This is a genomic window from Streptomyces sp. NPDC050504 (assembly GCF_044458065.1).
Lineage (GTDB): Bacteria > Actinomycetota > Actinomycetes > Streptomycetales > Streptomycetaceae > Streptomyces.
The window spans coordinates 483353-509120 of the sequence record NZ_JBITHO010000005.1; the positions used below are offsets into that span (position 1 = coordinate 483353).

At 74.2% G+C, this 25768-nt stretch carries 25 protein-coding genes; 11 read left to right on the forward strand and 14 right to left on the reverse strand.

Annotated features, from left to right (window positions below; all coding sequences use genetic code 11):
- Positions 1–21: 21 nt before the first annotated feature.
- Entirely contained in the window at positions 22–402 is a 381-nt protein-coding gene (locus ACIBNE_RS21120) for a hypothetical protein (protein ID WP_399273688.1), read from the reverse strand.
- Positions 403–511: 109 nt separating this feature from the next.
- Between ACIBNE_RS21120 and ACIBNE_RS21125 the strand changes: the two genes are divergently transcribed.
- Positions 512–805, forward strand: coding sequence for an LPXTG cell wall anchor domain-containing protein (locus tag ACIBNE_RS21125; protein ID WP_399273690.1), 294 nt, complete (start codon positions 512–514; stop codon positions 803–805).
- An 87-nt stretch (positions 806–892) separates the two neighbouring features.
- Here the strand turns inward: ACIBNE_RS21125 and hutH are convergent, their stop codons facing one another.
- From hutH to ACIBNE_RS21150, 5 genes are all read right to left on the reverse strand, one after another.
- The gene (gene hutH / locus ACIBNE_RS21130; protein ID WP_399273692.1) at positions 893–2437 is read right to left on the reverse strand and encodes a histidine ammonia-lyase; all 1545 of its coding nucleotides are present in this window, start codon (positions 2435–2437) and stop codon (positions 893–895) included.
- A gap of 129 nt (positions 2438–2566) precedes the next feature.
- On the reverse strand, positions 2567–3709 hold the full coding sequence (locus ACIBNE_RS21135) for a GGDEF domain-containing protein (RefSeq protein ID WP_399273694.1): 1143 nt from the start codon (positions 3707–3709) through the stop codon (positions 2567–2569).
- An 85-nt stretch (positions 3710–3794) separates the two neighbouring features.
- Positions 3795–4592, reverse strand: coding sequence for an enoyl-CoA hydratase/isomerase family protein (locus tag ACIBNE_RS21140; RefSeq protein ID WP_399273696.1), 798 nt, complete (start codon positions 4590–4592; stop codon positions 3795–3797).
- A gap of 132 nt (positions 4593–4724) precedes the next feature.
- The gene (locus tag ACIBNE_RS21145) at positions 4725–5918 is read right to left on the reverse strand and encodes an adenylate/guanylate cyclase domain-containing protein (RefSeq protein WP_399273698.1); all 1194 of its coding nucleotides are present in this window, start codon (positions 5916–5918) and stop codon (positions 4725–4727) included.
- A 156-nt stretch (positions 5919–6074) separates the two neighbouring features.
- Complete coding sequence (locus ACIBNE_RS21150; protein ID WP_399273700.1) at positions 6075–6947, reverse strand: biotin--[acetyl-CoA-carboxylase] ligase; 873 nt, start codon at positions 6945–6947, stop codon at positions 6075–6077.
- A gap of 104 nt (positions 6948–7051) precedes the next feature.
- Between ACIBNE_RS21150 and ACIBNE_RS21155 the strand changes: the two genes are divergently transcribed.
- Complete coding sequence (locus tag ACIBNE_RS21155; RefSeq protein ID WP_399273702.1) at positions 7052–8644, forward strand: acyl-CoA carboxylase subunit beta; 1593 nt, start codon at positions 7052–7054, stop codon at positions 8642–8644.
- An 8-nt stretch (positions 8645–8652) separates the two neighbouring features.
- The gene (locus tag ACIBNE_RS21160; protein ID WP_399273704.1) at positions 8653–8859 is read left to right on the forward strand and encodes an acyl-CoA carboxylase epsilon subunit; all 207 of its coding nucleotides are present in this window, start codon (positions 8653–8655) and stop codon (positions 8857–8859) included.
- 117 nt (positions 8860–8976) lie between these two features.
- On the opposite strand, the gene ACIBNE_RS21165 is transcribed toward ACIBNE_RS21160, so the two are convergent.
- Positions 8977–10239 carry an SGNH/GDSL hydrolase family protein gene (locus ACIBNE_RS21165; protein WP_399273706.1) on the reverse strand — a complete coding sequence of 421 codons (1263 nt, stop codon included), beginning with the start codon at positions 10237–10239 and terminating at the stop codon, positions 8977–8979.
- A gap of 67 nt (positions 10240–10306) precedes the next feature.
- Between ACIBNE_RS21165 and ACIBNE_RS21170 the strand changes: the two genes are divergently transcribed.
- The 3 genes from ACIBNE_RS21170 to ACIBNE_RS21180 all read left to right on the forward strand — a co-directional run bounded on the left by ACIBNE_RS21170 (position 10307) and on the right by ACIBNE_RS21180 (position 11853).
- Positions 10307–10972 carry a TetR/AcrR family transcriptional regulator gene (locus tag ACIBNE_RS21170; RefSeq protein WP_399273708.1) on the forward strand — a complete coding sequence of 222 codons (666 nt, stop codon included), beginning with the start codon at positions 10307–10309 and terminating at the stop codon, positions 10970–10972.
- Positions 10973–11042: 70 nt separating this feature from the next.
- The gene (mmpB, locus tag ACIBNE_RS21175; protein ID WP_399273710.1) at positions 11043–11171 is read left to right on the forward strand and encodes a morphogenic membrane protein MmpB; all 129 of its coding nucleotides are present in this window, start codon (positions 11043–11045) and stop codon (positions 11169–11171) included.
- 55 nt (positions 11172–11226) lie between these two features.
- Complete coding sequence (locus tag ACIBNE_RS21180; RefSeq protein WP_399273712.1) at positions 11227–11853, forward strand: Maf family protein; 627 nt, start codon at positions 11227–11229, stop codon at positions 11851–11853.
- Positions 11854–11866: 13 nt separating this feature from the next.
- Here the strand turns inward: ACIBNE_RS21180 and ACIBNE_RS21185 are convergent, their stop codons facing one another.
- A complete protein-coding gene (locus ACIBNE_RS21185) occupies positions 11867–12334 on the reverse strand; it encodes a hypothetical protein (protein WP_399273714.1) in 468 nt (155 codons plus the stop codon).
- 346 nt (positions 12335–12680) lie between these two features.
- On the opposite strand from ACIBNE_RS21185, the gene ACIBNE_RS21190 reads away from it, so the two are divergent.
- A complete protein-coding gene (locus tag ACIBNE_RS21190; RefSeq protein WP_399273715.1) occupies positions 12681–14435 on the forward strand; it encodes an acetyl/propionyl/methylcrotonyl-CoA carboxylase subunit alpha in 1755 nt (584 codons plus the stop codon).
- 83 nt (positions 14436–14518) lie between these two features.
- The gene (locus ACIBNE_RS21195) at positions 14519–15088 is read left to right on the forward strand and encodes a TetR/AcrR family transcriptional regulator (protein ID WP_399273717.1); all 570 of its coding nucleotides are present in this window, start codon (positions 14519–14521) and stop codon (positions 15086–15088) included.
- 138 nt (positions 15089–15226) lie between these two features.
- Here the strand turns inward: ACIBNE_RS21195 and ACIBNE_RS21200 are convergent, their stop codons facing one another.
- A complete protein-coding gene (locus ACIBNE_RS21200) occupies positions 15227–16201 on the reverse strand; it encodes a DeoR/GlpR family DNA-binding transcription regulator (RefSeq protein WP_399273719.1) in 975 nt (324 codons plus the stop codon).
- A gap of 167 nt (positions 16202–16368) precedes the next feature.
- Positions 16369–17808 carry an NAD(P)H-quinone dehydrogenase gene (locus ACIBNE_RS21205; protein WP_399273720.1) on the reverse strand — a complete coding sequence of 480 codons (1440 nt, stop codon included), beginning with the start codon at positions 17806–17808 and terminating at the stop codon, positions 16369–16371.
- A gap of 96 nt (positions 17809–17904) precedes the next feature.
- On the opposite strand from ACIBNE_RS21205, the gene ACIBNE_RS21210 reads away from it, so the two are divergent.
- From ACIBNE_RS21210 to ACIBNE_RS21220, 3 genes are all read left to right on the forward strand, one after another.
- Positions 17905–18342 carry a gamma-glutamylcyclotransferase gene (locus tag ACIBNE_RS21210; RefSeq protein WP_399273722.1) on the forward strand — a complete coding sequence of 146 codons (438 nt, stop codon included), beginning with the start codon at positions 17905–17907 and terminating at the stop codon, positions 18340–18342.
- A 171-nt stretch (positions 18343–18513) separates the two neighbouring features.
- Positions 18514–19323, forward strand: a complete 810-nt coding sequence (locus ACIBNE_RS21215) for a purine-nucleoside phosphorylase (protein ID WP_399273724.1) — start codon at positions 18514–18516, stop codon at positions 19321–19323.
- A gap of 323 nt (positions 19324–19646) precedes the next feature.
- Positions 19647–21290, forward strand: coding sequence for a phospho-sugar mutase (locus ACIBNE_RS21220; protein WP_399273726.1), 1644 nt, complete (start codon positions 19647–19649; stop codon positions 21288–21290).
- Between the two features lie 157 nt (positions 21291–21447).
- Here the strand turns inward: ACIBNE_RS21220 and ACIBNE_RS21225 are convergent, their stop codons facing one another.
- The 4 genes from ACIBNE_RS21225 to ACIBNE_RS21240 all read right to left on the reverse strand — a co-directional run bounded on the left by ACIBNE_RS21225 (position 21448) and on the right by ACIBNE_RS21240 (position 25737).
- Complete coding sequence (locus tag ACIBNE_RS21225; RefSeq protein ID WP_399273728.1) at positions 21448–21882, reverse strand: hypothetical protein; 435 nt, start codon at positions 21880–21882, stop codon at positions 21448–21450.
- Positions 21883–22235: 353 nt separating this feature from the next.
- Entirely contained in the window at positions 22236–23060 is an 825-nt protein-coding gene (locus ACIBNE_RS21230) for a phosphate ABC transporter ATP-binding protein (protein WP_399273730.1), read from the reverse strand.
- A gap of 91 nt (positions 23061–23151) precedes the next feature.
- Entirely contained in the window at positions 23152–24117 is a 966-nt protein-coding gene (locus tag ACIBNE_RS21235) for a sortase (protein ID WP_399273732.1), read from the reverse strand.
- Positions 24118–24309: 192 nt separating this feature from the next.
- On the reverse strand, positions 24310–25737 hold the full coding sequence (locus tag ACIBNE_RS21240) for an Ig-like domain-containing protein (RefSeq protein WP_399273734.1): 1428 nt from the start codon (positions 25735–25737) through the stop codon (positions 24310–24312).
- Positions 25738–25768 lie beyond the last annotated feature (31 nt).

Consider the following 25768-nt stretch of genomic DNA (forward strand, 5'->3'; position numbering starts at 1 on the left):
GCGGCATTCCGCCGGGTGCTCCTACGCGCTGCGGCCCACGCCCTCGTCGTCCCAGGCGCCGTCGTCCGCGCGGGCGCCCACGCCCACCGGGTACCGCTCGCCCTCGTCCTCCTCGTCCCAGTCGTCGTCGCCGCCGTACTCGTCCGCTTCCGGGTCGTACGCGACCTGCTCGCTGCTCCACGACGCGTGGACCAGCTCCACCCCGGGGACCTGTCCGACCAGGTCGACCGGGTCCAGGAGGTGCGCCAGCGCCTCCGCGTCGTCCCCGGCGGGTTCCCCGTCCGGCTCCTCCGCATGCAGCCCTTCTTCGAGGGCCGCGGCGCGCAGCGCCTCGGAGTCCTCCACCTCGACCACCAATTCCACCCGGAGCCGAACAAAGCGTGACGTTTCAGGAGTGCTCATAGGACGGAGGGTAAGGCTCCCCGCCCTCGCGACTTTCCTGCGACCCGCTGCTTTCACTAGCATCGCCCTCACCGCCCAATTCGGGGATTCCGCAAGGGGGATCAATTCCGTGCCCATCGCCCGCCGACCGCTCGTGACGGCCACCGCAGCGGGGTCGCTGCTGTGTGCGCTGTGGTTCGTACCGACGGCGAAGGCGACGGTCGACCAAGAGGCGTCGGCCGCGCAGCGGAACACCACGACACAGGCGGAGCGCCGGGCGGACGAGCTGCGGCTCGCGGAGACCGGCGAGGTGGACACCACGCCGTACGTGATCGGCGGGACGGCCCTGCTGGGGCTGGGCGCGGGCTTCGTCACGTACGCGATCAGGAGGACGCCGGGGCGGCGGGCGGAGCATTCCGCTTAGCGTCGGCCGAGGGGGCGGGTTCCCGTTGTCCGGGGGGCGCCGTTGCGCCTGTGGCGGTCTTTCGACGCCCCCGGACGAGGAGCCCCGCTACGCCAGGGGGCCGGTCACCGGCTCGACCGCCGCCACCAGCGCGCCGCTCCGCACGAACGCCTCCGCCCCCGCCAGATCGGGCGCGAGGAACCGGTCGGGCCCCGCACCCCGCACCCCCGCCGCGCGCAGCGCGGAGATCACGGCCTGCGAAGCGGGCGCGGGCGTCAGCCCCTGCGCGGCGCGCAGCTCGACGCCGCGCGTCGCCGCGTACAGCTCGACCGCGACGATCCGCGCGAGGTTCCCCACCGAGGTCCGCAGCTTGCGCGCCGCCGACCACCCCATGGACACGTGGTCCTCCTGCATCGCGGAGGACGGGATCGAGTCGGCCGACGCCGGCACGGCGAGCCGCTTCATCTCGCTGACCAGCGCGGCCTGCGTGTACTGGGCGATCATCAGCCCCGAGTCCACGCCCGCGTCGTCCGCGAGGAACGGCGGCAGCCCGTGCGACCGGTTCTTGTCGAGGAGCCGGTCGGTGCGCCGCTCGGCGATGGACCCGAGGTCCGCCGCGGCGATGGCGAGGAAGTCCAGGACGTACGCGACGGGCGCCCCGTGGAAGTTGCCGTTGGACTCCACGCGCCCGTCGGGCAGCACGACGGGGTTGTCGACGGCGGAGGCCAGCTCCCGCTCGGCGACGAGCCGCGCGTGCGCGAGCGTGTCGCGCCCGGCGCCCGCGACCTGCGGGGCGCACCGCACCGAGTAGGCGTCCTGGACGCGCGGCGCGTCGTCCTGGTGGTGCCCGGTGAGCCCGGACCCCGCGAGCACGCGCAGCATGTTCGCGGCGGACGCGGCCTGCCCCGGGTGCGGCCGGATCGCGTGCAGCTCGGGCGCGAGGACCTTCTCGGTGCCGAGCAGCGCTTCGAGGGACAGGGCCGCGGTGACGTCGGCGGACTTGTACAGCGTCTCCAGGTCCGCGAGGGCCATGACCAGCATGCCGAGCATGCCGTCGGTGCCGTTGAGGAGGGCCAGGCCCTCCTTCTCGCGCAGTTCGACGGGGGCGATGCCGTGCGCGGCGAGCAGTTCGCCCGCGGGCGCGACGGTCCCGTCGGGGCCCTCCGCGTCGCCCTCGCCCATGAGCGTCAGCGCGCAGTGGGAGAGCGGCGCGAGGTCGCCGGAGCAGCCGAGGGAGCCGTACTCGTGGACGACGGGGGTGATCCCCGCGTTCAGCACGTCGGCCATGGTCCGGGCGACCTCGGGGCGCACGCCGGTGTGGCCGGACGCGACGGTCTTCAGGCGCAGGAACATCAGCGCGCGCACCACCTCGCGCTCGACGCGGGGGCCCATGCCCGCGGCGTGCGACCGCACGATGTTGCGCTGGAGCTGGGCGCGCAGCTCGGGGCTGATGTGCCGGGAGGCGAGCGCGCCGAAGCCGGTGGAGACGCCGTACACCGGCTCGGGCTTGGCGGCGAGCGCGTCCACGATCTCGCGGGCCGCGGCGAGTGCGGCGAGCGCCCCGGCGGAGAGCTCGACACGGGCGTTGCCGCGGGCCACGGCGATGACGTCGGCGGCGGTGGTACCGGACGTCCCCACCACAACAGTGTGCATATCCATATTCAGCAGCGTACGGACTGAATCCCGACCTGTCACCACCTCTCCCGGGACCGACCCCTTACCCGCCGGAACGGGCCCCTTGCCCGTCCGTACGGCCTCCGGGGCCGCCCCGCGCCCGGCGGCTCAGCCCCGCGCGCCCCTGCCCCGGAACCGCCGCCGGTCGCCGCGCTCCGAGGGCGCGTCCGCGAGCGGGATCACCGCGCCGTCCCGCCCCGCCACCACCGGCTTCGGCGAGCGCGCCGCCTTCGCCCGGTACTGCGCCGCGTCCGCCAGCCGGAACAGCCGGCGTGCCGAGCGCAGCGGCCCGATGGGGTCGCCGGTCGAGGCGACCCCGCACGCGACCCCCTCCCCGAGGTCCAACTCGTGGGCGCGTACGCAGAGTTCTTCGGCGGCCCGCACCACCTCGTCGGCCGGGGGGCCCACCGACAGCAGACAGAACTCGTCGCCGCCGAGCCGCGCGGCGAGCGTGCCGGGCAGCATCGCGCCGCAGAGCGAGAGGACCGAGCCGAAGCGCTCCAGGAGGCGGTCGCCCACCGCGTGCCCGAAGGTGTCGTTGACCTTCTTCAGGCCGTTCAGGTCGCAGACGACGAGGCTGACCACGACGCCCTCGCGGCGGTGCCGCTCCACGGCCTCGTCGAGCCGCATGTCGACGGCGCGGCGGTTGGCGAGGCCGGTCAGCGGGTCGGTGAAGGCGAGCTTGCGGACCTCCTCCAGGCGCTCGGTCTGGGCGAGCCCGGCCGCGGCGACGGCGGCCAGCACGGTCGCGAAGTCCGCGTCGGCCCGGTCGAAGACGGGCACGCCGACCGGCCGCGCCACGTACAGCTCGCCCCACGCCCTGCCGTGCAGCACGATCGGCGCGACCACGCAGGAGCCGCGGCCGCGCCGCCGCAGGGCCGCGACGCGCTGGTGGCAGTAGCCGCGGGCGCCCGCGTCGCCGGGTCCTTCGGCGGTCTCGACCCAGGCGTTGGGCCCGCCGCCGCCGGCCCACTTCTCGTGCAGGAACTCGGCGATCTCCGGGAACTCGTGCACGGGGTACGTCTCGGCCTCGGGGAACTCCTCCTCCCCCTCGGCCCGTTCGCCCGCGTTCACCAGCACCTTGAGGCGCCCCAGCTCGCGCTCCCAGACGGAGAGCGCGGCGAAGGTCCCCGCCAGCGCCTCCTTGGCCCCCAGCGCGGCGGCCCGCCAGGACCCGCGCGAGGTGTGCGCCGCCGCCATCGCCTGCGCGAGCGCGACCACGGCCCTCAGCCGCGCCTCTTCACCACCCATTTCTGCATTTTAGGCGGCTTTGCCGGTTTTCAGCAGCTGAAATGGCACGATGGGTCACCGGTGGGTTCACCGGGCGGTCACGGGGTCACTCGCCCGGCCAGTTGGGCTTCCGCTTCTCGTTGAAGGCCGCGACGCCCTCGGCCCTGTCGCCCGAGAACGCCACCGAGCGCCAGGCCGCGTCCTCGACCTCCAGGCCCGCGCGCAGGTCGAGCCCGTGGCCCAGGCGCATCGCGCGCTTGGCGGCGCGCAGGCCGACCGGGGAGTTCGCGGCGATGCGCTCCGCGAGGGCGAGGGCGGCGTCCCTGGCGGCCCCGTCCGTCAGCTCGTCGACGAGCCCCAACTCCCGCGCCTCGTCCGCCTCGACGCGGCGCGCGGTGAACACCAGCTCGGCGGCGCGGGCGGCGCCGACGCGGCGGGGCAGCAGCTGCGTGCCGCCGCCGCCCGGCAGCACGCCGACCGAGACCTCGGGCAGGCCGACGACCGCGGTGCGGTCCGCGACGATCACGTCGCAGGAGAGGGCGAGCTCGAAGCCGCCGCCCAGCGCGTAGCCGCGCACGGCTGCGACGGTCGGCATGGGCAGTTCGAGCACCCCGGTGTACGCGCCGCGCGCGACGGGGCGCTGGCGCACCAACTCCGCGTCGGAGAAGGAGTTGCGCTCCTTGAGGTCGGCGCCGACGCAGAAGGCGCGGTCGTTGGATGAGGTGAGGACGGTGACGCGGACGGTGTGGTCCGCGGCGAGGGCGGCGCACGCCTCGCCGATGGAGCGGGCCATCTCGCTGGACACGGCGTTCATGGCCTTGGGCCGGTCGAGTACGAGCTCCGCGACGTGGCCCGTTCCGGGCCTGCGGACGACGACGAACTCCCCGAATCGCTGCTCAGTCATGGGCGGGATCCTAGGCGGACCCGCCCCACGGGGTAACCCGCACCCCGGGGGGGCCCGCTCGCGCCGAGTCGGTACGCGCGGCATCTGCCCCACCCTCGCACTCCGAGGAGCGACGCGCCCCGCCCCGTACCCCTACTCCTCGCGGCGCCCAAGCAGCCAGGGCTCCACGACGCCGAGGCCCCGCACGGGCCGCTGCCACATCGGCTGGAGCCCGTACCGGTACGCCGGCGCCTCCACGCCCTCCTTCTCCGCGGCCAACGCCTCCTCCGCCGCCAGCGTCTCCGACGCGGGCGCGTCCCCCGACCTGATCAGGTCCTCCGCGAACGCGCCGTCCACCAGCACCGCGTTCTTGGGCGCTATCGACGTCAGCCGCGAGGCGAGGTTCACCGTCGTGCCGAACACGTCGCCCATCCGCGTCGTGACCGTCCCGAAGGCGATCCCGACGCGCAGCGCGGGCACCGTCTGGTCGTCGGCCATCGTCTCGATGAGCCGCAGCGCGATCTCCGCGGCCGTCCGCGCGTCGTCCGCCGCGAACAGCACCTCGTCGCCGAGCGTCTTGATCAGCCGCCCGCCGTGCGCCGCGACGAGGTCCGCAGACGTCGTCTCGAAGGCCTCGACCAGCTCGCCCAGCTCCTCCTCCTCCAGGCGCCGGGTCAGCCGGGTGAAGCCGACGAGGTCGGCGAAGCCCACGGCGAGCCGCCGGTCGACCATCTCCTCGTCGTCCGCGGCCTGCACCACCCGCCCCGTCGCCGCGGCGAGCTGCCGCCGCCAGACGTACACCAGGAACTCCTCCAGCTCCGGCAGGAGCAGTTCCACCAGCGGGTACGTGACTTCGGTGCGGGTCATGCCGGGCTCGGGCGGCTCGGTCAGGCCCTCCAGGAAGGAGTCGATCTGCCACTCCGCGAGCCGCGCGGTGGTCTGCCCGGTGGAGCGCGCCACCTGCACCGCCATCGGCTCGCTCAGCAGCCCCGCCTCGACGAGCCCGGCGAGCCGCCGCAGCGCCAGCACGTCGGCCTCGGTGAGCGCCTTGGCCTGGCCGATATCGGCGAAGCCCATGGCGCGCCAGAAGCGGGACGCCAGGTCCATGGAGACCCCGGCGGTACGGGCCGCCTGGAAGGCGGTGTAGCGGCGCTCGGCACCCAGGATGAGCTGTTCGAGCCGGATCGCAAGGGGGTCGTCGCTCGGCTCTGCGGTGTGGTCGACGACGTGGTGCGGCGTCGGGTACGGGGACGCGGAACCGGTCGACCCGTCCGGCGCGGACCCGGCAGCAACCGCTTGCTCGGAGCCGGGAACAGCCGATGAGTCCGAAGTGTCGTCGACGGTCACCAGCCGCCTCCTGCCCGTTCCCTGCGCCTGCGCACTACCCTGCCGATCTGTCGCTGGATCGCCTCAACGATACGGCAGGTGTGTGCTGGCTCACGTCCGGGGCGCGTTTCCCGTCCCACGTGGTTCCCCTCGTTCTCCCGCACGTCCGGCCCCGCCTCAGCCCCCGTCCACCGCCCGCAGGTGGACGATGTCCCCCGCTCCGACCGGTTCCCGCTTCCCCGCGTCCGTGGCGATCACCAGCCGCCCGTCGGCGTCGAGCGCGACCGCCTCGCCGAGCAGCTCCCCGCCGCCGGGCAGCTGGGCGCGCACCCGCCTGCCGAGCGTGGAGCAGCCCGCCGCGTACGCCTCCATGAGCCCGCTGGAGACCGGGTCGCCCGCCGCGTCGCGCCACTGCCCGTACCACCGCTCGACCGAGCGCAGCACCTCGCGCAGCAGGGTGTCGCGGTCCGTGGAGACGGCGTTCGCCAGCGCGAGCGAGCCCGCGGTGGGGACGGGCAGCTCGTCCGCGCGGAGCGAGACGTTGACGCCGACGCCGACGACCACGCCGTCACCGGCGCGCTCGGCGAGGATCCCGCCCGCCTTGCGCTCCTCGCCGCCGACGGTCACGAGCAGGTCGTTGGGCCACTTGAGCGCGGTGTCCACGCCGCCCGCCTTCGCCAGTCCCGCGGCGACGGCGACGCCGGTGAGCAGCGGCAGCCAGCCCCACCGCTCGGCGGGCACGCCGGTCCCCCGGGCGCCGGGCGCGCCGGGCTTCAGCAGTACGGAGAAGAAGAGCCCGGAGCGCGCGGGCGCCGACCACTGCCGGTCGAGCCTGCCGCGCCCCGCCGTCTGCTCCTCGGCGACGAGCACCGCGCCCTCGGCGGGCGCGGCGGCGCGGCCCGCACGGGCGGCGAGGTCGGAGTTGGTCGAGCCGGTCGCGGGGACCACGTCGAGCGCGGTCCACAGGGCGCCGGGGCGCAGCAGGCCGCGGCGGAGCGAGGCGGTGTTGAGGGGCGGCCGGTCGAGGTCGGACCATGAAGAGGGCGTCATGCAAGCCAGCGTAGGTGTGGCCAACGCCGCACTGCCGAACGGTATCCGCGCCGCTACGCTACGCCTCAGTAGCCAACCGTGACCAGGCAGGGAGCCGCTCCCCGATGTCCGAGCAGCCGCAAGAGATCGACATTCACACCACCGCGGGGAAGCTCGCGGACCTCCAGCGCCGCATCGACGAGGCGACGCACGCCGGGTCGGCCCGCGCGGTCGAGAAGCAGCACGCCAAGGGCAAGCTGACCGCCCGCGAGCGCATCGAACTGCTGCTGGACGAGGGATCGTTCGTGGAGCTGGACGAGTTCGCCCGGCACCGCTCGACCGACTTCGGCATGGAGAAGAACCGCCCGTACGGCGACGGTGTGGTCACCGGGTACGGCACGGTCGACGGCCGTCCCGTGGCGGTCTTCTCGCAGGACTTCACGGTCCTGGGCGGCTCGCTGGGCGAGGTGTTCGGGCAGAAGATCATGAAGGTGATGGACTTCGCGCTGAAGACCGGCTGCCCGGTGATCGGCATCAACGACTCCGGCGGCGCCCGCATCCAGGAGGGCGTGATGGCGCTCGGGATGTACGGCGAGATCTTCCGCCGCAACACCCACGCGTCCGGGGTGATCCCGCAGATCTCGCTGGTCGTCGGGCCGTGCGCGGGCGGCGCCGTCTACTCCCCCGCGATCACCGACTTCACGGTGATGGTGGACCAGACCTCGCACATGTTCATCACGGGCCCCGACGTCATCAAGACGGTGACGGGCGAGGACGTCGGCTTCGAGGAGCTGGGCGGCGCCCGCACCCACAACACCACGTCGGGCGTGGCGCACCACATGGCGGGCGACGAGAAGGACGCGATCGAGTACGTCAAGTCGCTGCTGTCGTACCTCCCGTCCAACAACCTCTCCGAGCCGCCCGCGTTCCCCGAGGAGGCGGACCTCTCGCTCTCGGACGAGGACCGCGAGCTGGACACGCTCATCCCGGACAGCGCGAACCAGCCGTACGACATCCACACGGTGATCGAGCACGTCCTGGACGAGGGCGAGTTCCTGGAGACGCAGGCCCTGTTCGCGCCGAACATCGTGACCGGTTTCGGCCGGGTCGAGGGCTTCCCGGTGGGCGTGGTGGCCAACCAGCCGCTCCAGTTCGCGGGCTGCCTGGACATCAACGCGTCCGAGAAGGCGGCGCGGTTCGTCCGCACGTGCGACGCGTTCAACGTGCCCGTGCTGACGTTCGTGGACGTCCCGGGCTTCCTGCCGGGCGTGGACCAGGAGTACGGCGGCATCATCCGGCGCGGCGCGAAGCTGATCTACGCGTACGCGGAGGCGACGGTCCCGCTGATCACCGTCATCACGCGCAAGGCGTTCGGCGGCGCGTACGACGTCATGGGCTCCAAGCACCTGGGCGCGGACCTCAACCTGGCGTGGCCCACCGCGCAGATCGCGGTCATGGGCGCGCAGGGCGCGGTGAACATCCTGCACCGCCGCACGATCGCGGCCCAGGCGGAGGGCGACCAGGAGGCGAAGCGCGCGGAGCTGATCGCCGACTACGAGGACACGCTCCTGAACCCGTACGTGGCGGCGGAGCGCGGCTACGTCGACGCGGTGGTCATGCCGTCCGAGACGCGGGCGCAGATCGCGCGGGGGCTGCGTCAGCTCCGCACGAAGCGGGAATCCCTCCCTCCGAAGAAGCACGGCAACATCCCCCTGTAGGAGGCGCGATGATCAAGGTGGTACGGGGCAACCCGACCCCGGAGGAGCTGGCCGCCGCACTCGCGGTGGTCCGGGCGCGGGCCGCCGCGACCGCGGGGGCCGGCGGGGCGGGGCGCTCCGCTCCCCAGCCGTGGTCCGACCCGGCCCGCATCGCCCGCGGGGGGCCGGTGCGGCCCGGCCCGGGAGCATGGTCCCGCACGTACTCGCCGGGGTAGCCCCCGGAGGCGCCAAAAGATTCGCGCAGTTCCCCGCGCCCCTAAAAGGGGCGCGGGGAACTGCGCGAAACGGGGGCTGGGGCAGCGGGGACAACGCCCCCGGGCGCGGCGGGACCCCTACAGGACCGCCGCCACCGCCTCCGCCATCGCCCGGTACCCCGCGTCGTTCGGATGCAGCGCGTCGCCGAAGTCGTACGCGGGGTCCAACCGGTCCCGGTCCCCCGCGTCCGCCATCACCCGGTCCAGGTCCACCACCGCGTCGAACTCCCCTGACCCCCTGATCCACTCGTTGACCTCGTCGCTGACCCGCGCCGCCCGCGTCCCCCAGTGGTCGGACCCCTTCAGCGGCAGCAGCGTCGCCCCGACGACCCGCAGCCCCTTGCCCCGCGCGAGCCGGATCATCTCCCGGTAGCCGTTGATCAGTTCGCCGGACGACACCACGGGCGCGGGCTTGTACGTCGGCTGCCGGTCGGTCTCGCTGAACCCGATGTCGTTCAGCCCCTCCAGGATCACCACGGTGGACGCCCCGGGCTGGTCGAGCACGTCGCGGGCGAACCGCGCGGTGCCCCGCTCCCCGTACCAGGCGGAGTCGTTCAGGACGAGGTTCCCGCCGATGCCCTGGTTGACGACGGGCCGCCCGGTGCGCTCGGCGAGGACGTCGGAGTACCGCCGGTCGGTGTTCGGCGTGGACCCGAACCCGTCGGTGATGGAGTCCCCGAAGACGACGACGCCACCGTCGCCGCGCCCGCCGCCGCGGCCCCCCGAGACCTCGACGCCCGACAGGTAGTACCAGGACTGGGTCTTCGCCCGGAACCCCGCCCCCGACACGTCCCCGCGCCGGTCCCCCTCCGCCCGGTACGTGTCGGTCCACCCCTGCGAGTGGAACGTCGCGGGCCCCGTCGTCCCCGCGAAGTACAGCGTCACCGTCACCGGTTCGAGCCGCGCGAGCCGCAGCCCGACCGCGTCGCTGCGCAGTTCGCCGCGGGCGGGCACCTCGACCGACCGCTTCCCGCCGAAGGTGAGGTGCCGCACCGAGCCCGCCTCCACCGAGGGGCCGCCGCCCTTCCGCGCCCTGGCGACGGTCGCCCCCGTGACCTTCAGCGGGGAGGTGCCGTACGCGTTGGAGAGCCGTATCCGCACCCGCTCGCCGCCCTGGGTGACGCGCACGACCTGCCGTACGGACTGGTGCGAGAAGCCCTCCTGGGACCAGTTGGGGGTGAAGCCGGTGCTGGGCAGTTGCGGGGAGGCGCCCCACGCGGCGGTCCAGCGGGCCGGCTGCGGGGTCGCGGTCCGCGCCTCACCGGTCCCGGAGAGCGCCCCGAGGGCCAGGGCTCCGGCGACGAGCGGGGCGGCGATGCGGCGTACGCGCTTGATGTTCACAGCAGGGCTCCTAATGGGCTGCGGGTTCCGTTAAGATGGGACGACCGTAGCAGAGCCGGAGGCTTAAATGGAACAGAAGAACCGTTTGGATGTGGCGCCGGGCACCGTACGGCCCGGCGGCCGCACCGCCAAGGTCCGCGCGGCCGTCCTGGCGGCCACCGGGGAAGCGCTGGTCGGCGAGGGTTTCCACGGGCTCAACATGGACCGCGTCGCGGCCGCGGCCGGGGTCGGCAAGACCACCGTCTACCGGCGCTGGTCCACCACGGCCGGCCTCGTCGCCGACCTCCTGCGCGACATGGCCGAGCAGTCGGTCCCCGCCTCCGACACCGGCTCCCTCGCGGGCGACCTCCGGGCCAACGCCCTCCTGGTGCTCAAGACCCTCACCGACCCCCGCATGGGCCCGGTCTTCCGCTCCGTGATCTCGGCCGCCGCCTGCTCCGACGAGTGCGCCCAGGCGCTCGGCGGCTTCTACGCGACCCGCATCGCCGCCTGGACCCCCGTCGTCGAGCGCGGCGTCGAGCGCGGCGAGGCCCCCGCGGACACCGACGCGGCAGAGGTGGTCAGGGCCGTGTCGGCGCCGCTCTACTACCGCTTCGCCGTCAGCCACGAACCCCTCGCGGAGGCGGACGCGCACCGCGCCGCCGACGTGGTGCTCGCGGCGCTCGCGGCGGGCGCGTTCGGCGCACGGGCCCCGGAACCGGGGGTGAACGCGGCACCAACGGGAACGGACTAGTCCCCTTTCCCGGCCCTCTTGAGTACCCGTACTCAGGCGCGGGGCCGCTCCCGGCAGCAGGATCGGGAGCATGCTCTGGTCCGACCCGAAGAACGAGCCGCCGAAGGAACTCCGCGACGCGCAGGCCATGATGCGCCGCGCGGGACTGCTGCTCGCCCTGCTGATGGTGCTGGCGATGCTCGTGGTCGGCACGCGCTGAGGTCCCGCACGGGCGGACGCGGATCCCGTACGGGCGCTCCCCGCGCCCTCGTACCATGGCCCGCATGACTGCTCAGCGCCGCCGCCTCGTCCTCGCCTCCGCGTCCCCCGCCCGCCTCGGACTGCTCCGCCAGGCCGGACTCGCGCCCGAGGTGATCGTCAGCGGGGTCGACGAGGACGCGCTGAGCGCCCCCACCCCGGCCGAGCTGGCGCTCGTGCTCGCCGAGGCCAAGGCCTCCGCCGTCGCCGCCCGCCCCGAGGCGGCCGGCGCGCTCCTCATCGGCTGCGACTCCGTGCTCGAACTGGACGGTCAGGCGCTCGGCAAGCCCGCCGACGCCGAAGAGGCCACCGCCCGCTGGAAGTCCATGCGGGGCCGCGCGGGCGTCCTTCAGACCGGCCACTGCGTCATCGACACCGCCACCGGCGAGCGCGCGTCCGCCACCGCGTCCACCACGGTCCACTTCGGCGAGCCGACGGACGCGGAGATCGCCGCGTACGTCGCCAGCGGCGAACCGCTCCACGTCGCCGGGGCGTTCACGCTCGACGGCCGCTCCGCGCCCTTCGTCGACCGCATCGAGGGCGACCACGGCAACGTCATCGGCCTGTCGCTGCCCCTGCTGCGCCGCCTCCTCGCGGAACTGGGCGTCTCCATCACCGACTTGTGGACGGCCCCGACCGACTGACCCGGCCGGCCGCTCACGCCGCGGCGGGGGTCTCCTTCGGGGCGTCCCCGCCGCCCGGCGCGCCGCCCTCGACGCCGCCCTCTTCCCTCCCGTACATCAGCAGCGTCAGCACGATCAGCGCCAGCACCACCATCAGGAACGCGAACGCCGCCCAGCCCACCAGGCCCACCGCGACCGCGCCCAGCAGCGCGTGCACGACCGCCGCGCTGATCAGCACCGCCCGGCCCGCCCGGCCCGGCGCACGGTCCCGCGCCCCCGCGAGCAGCAGGAACAGCCCGCACACCGCCAGGTAGCAGCCGGTGACCCCGCCCAGCACCCACGCGCCGGTCGACATCGCGTCCGGGTCGAGGCCCGCGAGCGACATCGACTGGTTGTCGACCACCGTCGCCATCAGGCCGTTGACCAGCACGATTCCAATGGCTTCCACGAAGAGCACGATCGCGGCCACGATCGCCAACGGCCTGCGCGCCACGGCGCCCACCCACTTCCGACTCGCCGGGTTACCCGTAGTAGTACGTGCGCGGCGCACGCTACCGGCGGGTAAACCTGCGGACAAGGGCTCTGGCGACCGGCAAAGAATCGTTCGGCCATTCGTAGGGAATCCACAAAGAATCGCGCGACGTCGGTGCACGGGCTGACAGAGACCTTGACCACACCGGAGCGCTACTGTGCCGGACAGGCACCCCGCGTACCGTGGTGCGACAAGGGATTCAGCGACTGGAGCAGCCTCGATTCACGCTCTGTGTGGGCAAGCTCACCATTTGGGACGGGTCGTTTGGTCGTGTCGGCAGTCCCTAAACTCAGCTTGTTTCAAGGAGGGAGCCATCGTGCGCAAGGTGCTCATCGCCAACCGTGGCGAAATCGCTGTCCGCGTTGCCCGTGCCTGCCGGGACGCCGGGATCGCGAGCGTAGCCGTCTACGCCGATCCGGACCGGGACGCTCTGCACGTCCGGGCCGCTGACGAGGCATTCGCCCTGGGCGGTGACACCCCGGCCGCCAGCTATCTGGACATCGCCAAGGTGCTCCAGGCCGCCGCCGACTCCGGCGCCGACGCCATCCACCCGGGCTACGGATTCCTCTCCGAGAACGCCGAGTTCGCCCAGGCCGTCATCGACGCCGGGCTGACCTGGATCGGCCCGCCGCCGCAGGCGATCCGCGACCTCGGCGACAAGGTGGCGGCCCGTCACATCGCCCAGCGCGCCGGGGCCCCGCTCGTCGCGGGCACCCCCGACCCGGTCTCCGGGGCCGACGAGGTCGTGGCGTTCGCCGAGGAGCACGGCCTGCCGATCGCCATCAAGGCGGCGTTCGGCGGCGGCGGCCGCGGCCTGAAGGTCGCCAGGACCCTGGAAGAGGTCCCCGAGCTGTACGACTCGGCGGTCCGCGAGGCCGTCGCCGCGTTCGGCCGCGGCGAGTGCTTCGTCGAGCGCTACCTGGACAAGCCCCGGCACGTGGAGACCCAGTGCCTGGCCGACTCCCACGGCAACGTGGTCGTCGTCTCCACCCGTGACTGCTCGCTCCAGCGCCGCCACCAGAAGCTGGTCGAGGAGGCCCCCGCGCCGTTCCTGAGCGAGGCGCAGAACGCCGAGCTGTACGCGGCGTCCAAGGCCATCCTCAAGGAGGCCGGCTACGTCGGCGCCGGCACGGTCGAGTTCCTGGTCGGCGTGGACGGCACGATCTCCTTCCTGGAGGTCAACACCCGCCTCCAGGTGGAGCACCCGGTCACCGAAGAGGTCACCGGCATCGACCTCGTCCGCGAGATGTTCCGCATCGCCGACGGCGAGGAGCTGGGGTACGACGACCCGGCCGTGCGCGGGCACTCCTTCGAGTTCCGCATCAACGGCGAGGACCCGGGCCGGAACTTCCTGCCCGCGCCCGGCACCGTCACCAGGTTCGCCCCGCCGACCGGTCCCGGCGTGCGCCTGGACGCGGGCGTCGAGTCCGGCTCGGTCATCGGCCCGGCGTGGGACTCGCTGCTCGCCAAGCTGATCGTCACCGGCGCGACCCGCGAGCAGGCGCTCCAGCGCGCGGCCCGCGCGCTCGCGGAGTTCCAGGTCGAGGGCATGGCCACGGCCATCCCCTTCCACCGCGCGGTCGTCGTCGACCCGGCGTTCACCGCGGACCCGTTCCGGGTCCACACCCGGTGGATCGAGACCGAGTTCGTCAACGAGATCCCGGCGTTCGCCGCCCCGGCCGACGCCGAGACGGACGAGGAGCCGGGCCGCGAGACGGTCGTCGTCGAGGTCGGCGGCAAGCGCCTCGAAGTCTCCCTGCCGTCGTCGCTCGGCATGACGCTGGCCCGCACCGCCGCGGCCGGGGGCGCCAAGCCCAAGCGCCGCGCGACCAAGAAGGCGGGCTCCGCCGCGTCCGGCGACACCCTCGCGTCCCCGATGCAGGGCACGATCGTCAAGGTCGCGGTCGAGGAGGGCCAGGAGGTCAAGGAGGGCGACCTGATCGTCGTCCTGGAGGCCATGAAGATGGAGCAGCCGCTGAACGCGCACCGCGCGGGCACGGTCAAGGGCCTGGCCGCCGAGGTCGGCGCCTCGGTCACCTCGGGCGCGACGATCTGCGAGATCAAGGACTGATTCGCGCCGCGCCCGCCACGAGGGCCCGCCGGTCTTCCCGACCGGCGGGCCCTCGCGCGTGCCCGGGTGGCATCCTGGTTCGCATGGGGACCAGTACGCGACCGATGCGCGCCGACGCACGCCGCAACTACGAGCGGCTGCTCGCCGAGGCCCGCGCCGCCTTCGCCGAACACGGCACGGACGCCTCCCTGGAGGACGTCGCGCGCCGCGCGGGCGTCGGGATCGGCACGCTGTACCGGCACTTCCCCAACCGGCAGGCGCTGATGAGCGCGGTCTTCCAGGACGCGCTGACGGCGCTCCTGGAGCGCTCGCGGGAGCTGGCGGGCGCGGAGCAGCCGTGTACGGCGCTGGTGGAGTGGCTGCGGGCGATCATCACCCACGCGGGCGAGTACCGCGGGGTCGCGCGGGCGCTCATGTCGGCCCCGCACGACGCGAGTTCGGCGTTCGCCCGGTGCAGCGTGCCCCTGCGGGAGGCGGGGGAACGGCTGTTGGTGCGGGCGCAGGAGAGCGGGGCGGTGCGGGGGGACGTGTCGGTCGACGACCTGATGCAGTTGACGAACGCGATCGCCCTGGCGGCGGAGCAGGCGCCGGAGGACACGGAGTTGGCGGACCGCCTGCTCCGCCTCACGCTACGGGGCCTGCGCACCTGCTAGCGCGCGGCGCCCCATCCCGAAACCCTGCCGGGGGCGCCCCGTCAGGGGCGCGGGGAACTGCGCGAGAGTGGGGCACACGCCGCGCGTACCCACCGGCCCCGCAACGTGCCCACTCTCCCGCGCCGCCCCGCGCAGCGGCTAGCGTCGCCGCATCTCCGCGACCCTGGCCCGTTCCCGCTCTCCCGCCTGCTCACCGAGCGTGACCGCCGCTCCCCGGATCTGTCCGGGGGCGCCGCCTCCGCCGCCGTGGGGGTGGGTGCGGCGCTGTCCGGGGAGCGGCATGTCCCGGCGGGGCTGGCGCCCGGCCGGGGGCCCCTCGGACGCGCCGGGCCCCGAGCCCGCCACGGAGATCTGGACGCCCTGGTCCGCGAGGGCCTGGAGCTCGGTCGCCGCCCGGTCGTCGTGGGCCGGCGGCTCGTCGGTGACCAGCCGGGTGATCACGTCCGTGGGCACCGTCTGGAACATCGTGTCGGTGCCGAGCTTGGTGTGGTCGGCGAGGACCACCACCTCGGCCGCCGCCTGCACGAGCGCCCGGTCCACGCTCGCGGAGAGCATGTTGGACGTGGAGAGGCCGCGCTCGGCGGTCAGCCCGCTCCCGGAGAGGAACGCGCGGGAGACCCGCAGCCCTTGCAGGGACTGTTCCGCACCGCTTCCGACCAGCGCGTAGTTGGAACCGCGCAGGGTCCCGCCAGTCATGACGACCTCGACGCGGTTGGCGTGGGCGAGCGCCTGGGCGACCAGCAGCGAGTTGGTCACGACGGTCAGCCCGGGGACCCTGGCGAGCCTGCGGGCCAGCTCCTGGGTGGTCGTACCGGCGCCGACGACGACGGCCTCGCCCTCTTCGACGAAGCCGGCGGCCAGGTCGGCGATGGCCGTCTTCTCCGCCGTTGCTAGATGGGACTTTTGCGGGAAGCCGGACTCTCTGGTGAAGCCGCCCGGCAGTACCGCACCGCCGTGCCGGCGGTCGAGGAGTCCTTCTGCCTCCAGCGCCCGCACGTCCCGCCGTACGGTCACTTCGGAGGTCTGGACGACGCGGGCGAGCTCGCGGAGCGATACCGCCCCGTTGGCACGCACCATTTCGAGGATCAACTGACGACGTTCTGCAGCGAACACGAAACTGACAGTAACCTGAGCGGCCGATAGTTTTCAGCAGTATGCGCCGAATAGCAGAAGTTGCGCACGGACGGGGCCGCCAAGTGGTATGGACGGCCCCGAACTTGTTCGGTGCATGTCCCGGAGTGCCGGGGATTTTCGGGGATTTTCCCAGGCGGGGAAAGGGCCTACGCCTCGCCCGCGCGCTTCCGGGTGTGCAACTGACGTGCCACCTCGGCGATCGAACCGGACAGCGAGGGGTACACAGTGAAAGCGTTTGCGATCTGTTCCACGGTCAAGTTGTTGTCGACCGCGATCGAAATGGGATGGATCAGCTCGCTCGCGCGGGGCGCGACGACGCAGCCACCGACCACGATCCCGGTGCCGGGACGGCAGAAGATCTTGACGAAGCCGTCCCTGATGCCCTGCATCTTGGCACGCGGGTTGCGCAGCAGGGGCAGTTTCACCACACGGGCGTCGATCTTGCCCGCGTCCACGTCGGCCTGGGTGTAGCCGACGGTCGCGATCTCCGGGTCGGTGAAGACGTTCGATGAGACCGTCTTGAGGTCGAGCGGGGTCACCGCGTCGCCCAGGAAGTGGTACATCGCGATGCGGCCCTGCATGGCGGCGACCGAGGCGAGGGCGAAGACGCCGGTGACGTCGCCCGCCGCGTAGATGCCGGGAGCGCTCGTACGGGAGACCTTGTCGGTCCAGACGTGGCCCGAGTCCTTGAGCCGTACGCCGGCCTCCTCCAGGCCCATGTCGGCGGTGTTCGGGATCGCGCCGACCGCCATCAGGCAGTGGCTGCCCGAGATGACCCGGCCGTCGGAGAGCGTGACCTCGACGCGGTCGCCGACGCGCTTGGCCGACTGGGCGCGCGAGCGGGCCATGACGTTCATGCCGCGGCGCCGGAACACGTCCTCCAGGACGGCTGCGGCGTCCGGGTCCTCGCCCGGCAGCACGCGGTCGCGCGAGGAGACGAGGGTGACCCGGGAGCCGAGCGCCTGGTAGGCGCCCGCGAACTCCGCGCCGGTCACGCCTGAGCCGACCACGATCAGCTCCTCGGGGAGCTCGTCGAGGTCGTAGACCTGCGTCCAGTTCAGGATGCGCTCGCCGTCGGGGAGCGCGTCCGGGATCTCGCGGGGGTGGCCGCCGGTCGCGATGAGCACCGCGTCGGCGGTCAGCGTCTCCTCGGTGCCGTCGGCCGCGGTGACCACGACCCGGCGCGAGCCGTCCTTGTCCTGGAGCCCCGAGAGGCGGCCGCGGCCGCGCATCACCCGGGCGCCCGCGCGGGTGACCGACGCGGTGATGTCGTGGGACTGGGCGAGCGCGAGGCGCTTCACCCGCCGGTTGACCTTGCCCAGGTCCACGCCGACGACCCGGGCCGACTGCTCCTCGGGGGGCGTGTCGTCCGCGACGAGGATGCCCAGCTCCTCGTACGACGAGTCGAAGGTGGTCATCACCTCGGCCGTCGCGATCAGGGTCTTGGAGGGCACGCAGTCGGTGAGCACCGACGCCCCTCCCAGGCCGTCGCAGTCGACGACCGTCACCTCCGCGCCGAGTTGGGCGCCCACCAGGGCCGCCTCGTATCCGCCGGGTCCGCCACCGATGATCACGATCCGAGTCACGTCCTCCATTGTCCCGCACCCTTCAAAACGCTTCTCCCCCGGGGGCTCCATACGGGCGCCCCCCGCACACCCGGGCCCTCCCGTACCCTCGACCACATGTCGCTCTACGCCGCGTACGCCGGCAACCTCGACGCGCGGCTCATGACCCGCCGCGCCATGCACTCTCCCCTGCGCGGCACCGGCTGGTTGAACGGCTGGCGGCTCACCTTCGGCGGTGAGTCGATGGGCTGGGAGGGCGCCCTGGCCACGATCGTGGAGGCCCCCAGATCACAGGTGTTCGTCGCGCTGTACGACATCGCGCCCATGGACGAGGACTCCATGGACCGCTGGGAAGGCGTCGGGCTCGACATCTACCGTCGCATGCGCGTGCGGGTCGACACCCTGGACGGTGAGGAACCCGCCTGGGTGTACGTGCTGAACGCGTACGAGGGCGGGCTGCCGTCCGCGCGCTACCTCGGCGAGATCGCGGACGCGGCGGAGTCGGCGGGCGCGCCGCACGACTACGTGATGGAGCTGCGCAAGCGGCCCTGCTGAGGACCGGCGGGCGGCGGGGGCGGCCGGGCCCCGCCGGGCGCCCGTCGGGCGGGGGCCCGGCCGTTCGCCCGGCGTTCGCAGAGCGTTCGTCGGAAACGACAAGACAACGATCGCGAGTCCGTCCGCAGCGCCATCTACGCGCGTAGGGTCCGAGCGGTTACCCTCGTCCGCGTGAACGCATCTGTTATTTCGGACCCCCACGCCGCCGCCGACGCCGCAGCCGCGCGGCTGCGCGAGCTCACCGGCGCCCAGACCCACGACGTCGCCCTCGTGATGGGCTCCGGCTGGGCCCCCGCCGTCGATGCGCTCGGCGCCCCCGAGGCCGAGTTCCCGGTCACCGAGCTGCCGGGGTTCCCGCCGCCGGCGGTCGTCGGCCACGGCGGCAAGATCCGCTCGTACAAGATCGGTGAGAAGCGCGCGCTGGTCTTCCTGGGCCGCACCCACTTCTACGAGGGCCGTGGCGTCGCCGCGGTCGCGCACGGCGTGCGCACCGCCGTCGCCGCGGGCTGCAAGACCGTCGTCCTGACCAACGGCTGCGGCGGCCTGCGCGAGGGCATGCGCCCCGGCCAGCCCGTCCTCATCAGCGACCACATCAACCTGACGGCGACCTCGCCGATCGTCGGCGCGAACTTCGTGGACCTGACCGACCTGTACTCGCCGCGGCTGCGGGCGATGTGCCAGGAGATCGACGCGTCGCTGGAAGAGGGCGTGTACGTGCAGTTCCCCGGGCCGCACTACGAGACCCCGGCGGAGATCAACATGGTCCGGGTCATCGGTGGCGACCTGGTGGGCATGTCGACCGTCCTCGAAGCCATCGCGGCGCGCGAGGCGGGGGCCGAGGTGCTCGGGATCTCGCTCGTCACGAACCTGGCGGCGGGGCTCTCGGGGGAGCCGCTGAACCACGAGGAGGTCCTCCAGGCCGGGCGCGACTCCGCTTCGCGGATGGGCGAGCTCCTGACGAAGGTCCTGGCCCGCATCTGATCGGGCGCGCGCCCCGGGCGGCCGTCCCCCCACGGGGGCGGGCTGCCCGGGGCGAGCGTTTTCCGCCTGCGGCGGGCTTGGCCCCTCCCCGCCCCTTCCCGAAAACCCGCCGGTGGCGAGCCCGCTCGCGCGGGGTGGGTACGCGCGGCGTGTGCCCCACTCTCGCGCAGTTCCCCGGCCCGCAGATGTCCACCCTTGCCCCCGGCAGGGTTTCGGGAAGGGGCGGGGTGGGGAACCGCCCCGCGCAGCGGCCCACCCACCCGCCCACGCCGCCCCCGCGACCCGCACCGCCACTCCCCTTCCCCCTCCGAGAGGTGACCCCCGTGCACGACGACGCCGCACTCCTCGCCCGCGCCCACGCCTGGCTCGCCGAGGACCCCGACCCCGAGACCCGCGACGAGCTCGCGAAGCTCATCGAGGCCGGGGACGCCCCCGCCCTCGCCGAGCGCTTCGCGGGCACGCTCCAGTTCGGCACCGCGGGACTGCGGGGCGAGCTCGGCGCGGGCCCCATGCGGATGAACCGCTCCGTCGTCATCCGCGCCGCCGCCGGCCTCGCCGCGTACCTCAAGGGCAAGGGCCAGGAGGGCGGCCTCGTCGTCATCGGCTACGACGCCCGCTACAAGTCCGCGGACTTCGCCCGCGACACCGCCGCCGTGATGGTCGGCGCGGGCCTGCGCGCCGCCGTGCTGCCGCGCCCGCTGCCCACGCCCGTCCTGGCCTTCGCCATAAGGGAGCTGGGCGCCGTCGCGGGCGTCGAGGTCACCGCGAGCCACAACCCGCCGCGCGACAACGGCTACAAGGTCTACCTGGGCGACGGCTCGCAGATCGTGCCCCCGGCCGACGGCGAGATCGCCGCCGAGATCGACGCGGTCGCCGCGCTCGCCGACGTGCCCCGCCCCGAGAGCGGCTGGGACGTGCTCGGCGACGAGGTCCTGGAGGCCTACCTGGCCCGTACGGACGCCGTCCTGGCCGCCGGGTCCCCGCGCACCGCCCGGGTCGTCTACACGGCCATGCACGGCGTCGGCAAGGACGTCCTCCTCGCTGCCTTCGCGCGGGCGGGCTTCCCCGCGCCCGTGCTCGTCGCCGAGCAGGCCGAGCCCGACCCCGCCTTCCCGACCGTGGCGTTCCCCAACCCCGAGGAGCCGGGCGCCATGGACCTGGCCTTCGCCACGGCCCGCGCGGCGCGCCCCGACATCGTCATCGCCAACGACCCCGACGCGGACCGCTGCGCCGTCGCCGTCCCGCACGACGGCGACTGGCGCATGCTGCGCGGCGACGAGGTCGGCGCGCTGCTCGCCGCGCACCTCGTGCGCAAGGGCGCCCAGGGCGTCTTCGCCGAGTCGATCGTGTCGTCCTCGCTGCTCGGCCGGATCGCGGAGGCCGCCGGCCCCGGCGTCGGCCACGCGGAGACGCTGACCGGCTTCAAGTGGATCGCCCGCGTCGAGGGCCTGCGGTACGGCTACGAGGAGGCGCTGGGCTACTGCGTCGACCCCGGCGGCGTGCGCGACAAGGACGGCATCACCGCCGCCCTGCTCGTCGCCGAGCTGGCGTCGGAGCTGAAGGAGGAGGGCCGGGCCCTCACCGACCTGCTCGACGACCTCGCCGTCGCGCACGGGCTGCACGCCACCGACCAGCTCTCCGCCCGCGTGGAGGACCTGAGCGTCATCGCGGACGCCATGCGCCGGCTGCGCGAGCAGCCGCCGACCGAGCTGGCCGGGCTCGCGGTCGTCTCCGCCGAGGACCTCGCCAAGGGCACCGCGTCGCTGCCGCCCACGGACGGGCTGCGCTACCACCTCGAAGGCGCGCGCGTGATCGTCCGGCCCAGCGGCACCGAGCCGAAGATCAAGTGCTACCTGGAGGTCGTGGTGCCGGTCGCCGACGCGGCGGCGCTCCCCGCCGCACGGGTCACGGCGGACGGGCTGCTGGCCGCGCTGAAGCGGGACCTCGCGGCGGCCGCCGGAATTTAACCCGTACGAGTGGTTCATCTCGGGTTGGGCCGTTGGGTGCCCGGCGGTCGTACCGCCGGGCACCTCGCGTACGACGCTGGGTCCGGCGAACCCGCTGCACCCGGTGCCCCGCGCGCGCTCCCGCTTCCCGTCCGTACCGGGGCGCGGCGCGGGGCCCTCACAGGCGCGTGAGGTAGCTGAAGCCCGTGTCGGGGCCCACGCAGGACTGGAGCGTCAGGTCGCCCCAGTAGAGGCCGTGGGCGGGGGCGCCCCTGCCGGGCGTGAGGTAGGTGGCGTACACCCGGTAGGTGTGGGTGGCGCGGGGCGTGCGGATCGTGACGAGCGTGCCCACGGGGAGGCTCGCGAACTGCCCGAAGCCGCAGTAGTCGTGGCCGACGAGGACCGCGGTGCGCAACTCGTAGCCGTTCTCGGTGCCCAGCGGCGGGCCGGTCCACTGGACCGCGGCGCGGCAGGCGTCCACGGCGTCCTGGCCCCCGCGCACGACGGGGGCGGACCAGGACCCGATGCGGATGGTGGTCCCCGCCGCGCCCGCCGGGGGGCTGGGCGCGGGGGTGTCGGCGGGTCGCGGCGCGCGCTCCGGGCCGGTGCGCACCCTGGCGGGCGCGGGTGCCCGCGCCGCCGCTGCGGGCGTGCTTGCCGGGCGCGGTCCGCGCCCGGCCTCCGTACGTTCCGGGGGCGGCACCGGTCCCCGGGCGCTCGCGGCGGGCGTACGTGCCGGGGGAACGCCCTCCGCGGGTGCGCGTTCCGCTGTGCCCGCCCTCCCCAGGGCTCTCGGCTCCGCCCGGCCAGGGGGGACCCCCTCCCCCTCCGCCCCGGCGGAACGACCGCCCACGGCGGTGGGGGTGGCCGCGGGGCCGCTGCCCGCCGCGGTGGCGGGGGTCGTGGGGGCGGGCGCGCACCCCGCGAGCGCGGCCAGCACCAGGAGCGGCACCCACCCCCGTACCCTCATCCGAAGCGGCCGTTCACGTAGTCCGACGTCCTGGGGTCCCTCGGCGCCCCGAACATCGCCTCCGTCGGGCCGTGTTCCACGATCACCCCCGGCGTCCCCTGCTCCGCGAGGAAGAACGCGCAGTGGTCGGAGACCCGGGCCGCCTGCTGCATGTTGTGCGTGACGATCACGATCGTCACCTCGGTGCGCAGCTCCGCGATGGTCTCCTCGATGCGCCGCGTGGACGTCGGGTCGAGGGCCGAGCACGGCTCGTCCATCAGCAGCACCCGGGGCCGTACCGCCAACGACCGCGCGATGCACAGGCGTTGCTGCTGACCGCCGGAGAGCGCGCCGCCCGGCTGGCGCAGCCGGTCCTTGACCTCCTTCCAGAGGCCCGCCTTGGTCAGGCACTCCTCGACGAGGTCGTCCTTGCCGTCGCGCTGCGCCTTGATGCCGTTGAGCTTCAGGCCCGCCAGCACGTTGTCGTACAGCGACATCGCGGGGAAGGGGTTGGGCTTCTGGAAGACCATGCCGATCTCGCGGCGGGCGCGGGTGATGCGGCGGCCCCGGTCGTAGATGTCCTCGCCGTCGAGCAGGACGCGGCCCGCGAGCGAGGCGGAGCCGATCAGCTCGTGCATCCGGTTGAGGATGCGCAGGAAGGTCGACTTGCCGCAGCCCGACGGGCCGATGAGCGCGGTGACCTCGCGCGCGGGCATGGTGAGCGAGACCCGGTCCAGGACCTTGTGGTCGCCGAACCACGCGGAGACCGCCTCGGCCTCCAGGGTGGCCGGGGCCCCGGTGACCGCGGCCGCGCTCGCCGCGGGGGCGGTGGTGGTTGCCATGTGCGTCAACTCCGTTGGTTCAGAGGAGGGTTCAGAGAGGGATCAGGGGGCCCGGGGAAGGCCCGGGGGATCCAGGGGCCCGGGGGAGGCTTCAGAGGAGGTTGGGGAGGAGGCGGGTCGCCGCCCCGGCCGTCGCGATGCCGAGCGCCGCGAGGACCGGCACGCCGGTGATCCACGCCTGCCAGCGGCCCCACGCCCGGTGCGCCCAGACGACGAGCAGCGCGGCCAGCAGCAGCCCCTGCGACCAGAGGAAGACCGCGAGCCAGGCGCCGCGCTCGCCGCTCAGCGCCTCCTCGGACGGGGCGATCCAGCCGCTGCGGACGTAGCGCGGCGGGTTGGGCTGGACGGGCGTCTTGAGCCGGGCGTCGACCCTCAGGACGCCCGAGGGGGTGTACGGGCCGCCGGTCGCGGTCATGAGGGTGAGCCGCCCCTGGCCCTGGCCGAGCGCGGCGGGCAGCCTGTCGCCGGGGCGGCGGACGCCCACGACCTCGTACACCGCCTTGCCCTGCCCCGTCGTCAGCTCGATCTCGGCGCCGCGCGGCAGTTTGCCGATGGACAGGAACGGGCTGCCGTACCCCCACTGCCGCCCCATGATCACGCTGGTGCCCGCCTGTCCCGGCAGCGGGGTGTCGCGGCGGTGGCCGGGGCCCGACATCAGGACGCCGGACGTGGTGCCCTCGGCGACCACCTCGCGCAGCTTGAGCGAGGGGACGCGCAGGAGCGCGACGGGCGCGCCCATGGCGAGGGGCTTGTCGTCGTAGGTGCGCTGGCCCACGGGCGCGGTGCCGAGGGCGAGTTGCTCGCGCAGGTCGGCGTAGGCGGTCTGCTGGTCGCGGGAGTGCTGGAGGTGGCCGACGACGGTGAGGTTGGCGGCGAACCCGATGAGCAGCGCGGCGAGCACGCAGAGCGCGAACCCGGTGAGCGCGAGGCCGGGCCGGGCGGGCGGGGGCGGCGCGGGCGTGCCGGGCGCGCCGGGCCGCCTGCCGGAGGGCGGGGCGGCCTCCTCGGCCGGGGGCGGGGCCTGCGGTTCGAGCGCGGGCAGGACGGTGGTGGTCACAGGGGCGGCCCTTCGGGGATCGGGTCCTGGAGGGGAGGTACGGGAGCGGGCGGAGGTGCGCGGCAGCGCGGCGATGCGGTGGCGCCGCGATGAGGTGGCGCGGCTCGCGGTAGCGCGGCGATGCGGCAGCGCCGCGACGAGGGCGTACGCCGAAGCGCGGGGCGGCCTCCCGCGCCGCCCCGCGCACCGGCCTCAGTGCCTCGGCGTCCCGAACGCCAGCAGGCCCCTGCGTCGCGCCGCCGCCACGCACGCCGCGCCCGCGCCGGTCAGCGCGAGCGCCGCGAGCCCGAGGCCGAGCGCGCTCGAACCGGTCGCCGCGAGCGGGCCCTTGGCCCCGCCGTCGCCGCCACCGCTGCCGCTGCCGCCGCCGTCACCGCCGCCGGCCGCGCCCGCCGAGCCCGAGCCCGCCGTGTCGCCGCTGCCGCCGGTGTCCGTGCCCGCGGTGTCGCCCGGCTTCCCGGTCTTCGAGGGGTCGGGGGACGGGTCGCCGGAGGGCTCGCCGGGCCCCGGCGCGTCGTCGCCCGTGGTGAACGCGAACTCGACCTTGTGGCCGTCCGCCTTGTCCTCGGTGAGGGTCAGCGCGTGGGGGCCGTCCGCGATCTTCTTGGGGACGGTGAACGCGTACTTCTCCACCGCGCCCTTCGCGTCCGCCTTGGCGTCGGGGAGCGCCGCTCCGGAGGTCCCGCCGTCCAGCGCGGCCTTGACCTTGCCGTCCTTGGCGAAGCCGCGCGCGGTGACCAGGACGGCCTGGCCGGGCGTCAGCTTCGGGTTGTCGCCGAGCGCCTTGCCGTCCTTGTCGGTGACGTCCAGGTCGTCGGGGTCACCGGGGCCCGGTCCGGGGCCCGGGTCCGCGTCGGTGACCGTGTAGTCGACGGCGGCGGACACCGATCCGGCGTACGCGCCCGAGTCGGCGGGGGTGAACTTCGCGGTGAGCGAGTGCGCGCCCTTGGCGAGCGCCTTGGTCTTCACCTCGGCCCTGCCGCCCGCCACGTCCGCGGCGCCGACCTCCGTCGTGCCGTCCAGGAAGCTCACCCTGCCCGCGGCGGCGGCCGGGGCGACCGAGGCCGTCAGCGTCACCTCGGCGCCGGCCTTCGCGGTGCCCGTGGGCGACGCGGCGAGCGCGGTGGTGGTCGCCTGCGCGGCCTGCACGGACCAGGTGTCGCCGACGACCTTGACCTGGGCCGGGAAGTAGGTGCTGCCGGTGTTCATCTCGTCGCGGCAGATCAGCCGGATCTCGTAGGTGCCGTCCAGCGACCCGGCGGGCACGATGCTGCGCAGCCGCTGTTCAAGCGAGGTGCCGGTGGGCACGTCCACGCTGATCGGGCCCTGGTTGAAGGGGCCGCCCACCGCGGTCTTGCCGAGCGTGGAGACGCCGTTCGGGGTGCGCAGCGCGAGGACCACCTGGTGGGAGTTGGCGGTGGGGCACGCGCCGTCCGTGGCCACCTTGGGGAAGGTCGGGTTGTCGCCGATCCTGCCGGTGAGCGGGGCCGGGGTCAGCTTGCCCAGGGTGTCGTCCGCGCGCGCGGCGGGCGCCTGGGCGAGGGGTGCGACGGCCGCGGCGAGCAGCAGCAGGAGGCAGGTCAGGAGCCGTGGCGCTCTGAGCGGTGTGGGCGCGTGCATCGTGGTGTTCCCCCAGTGGGAAGTCCGGATT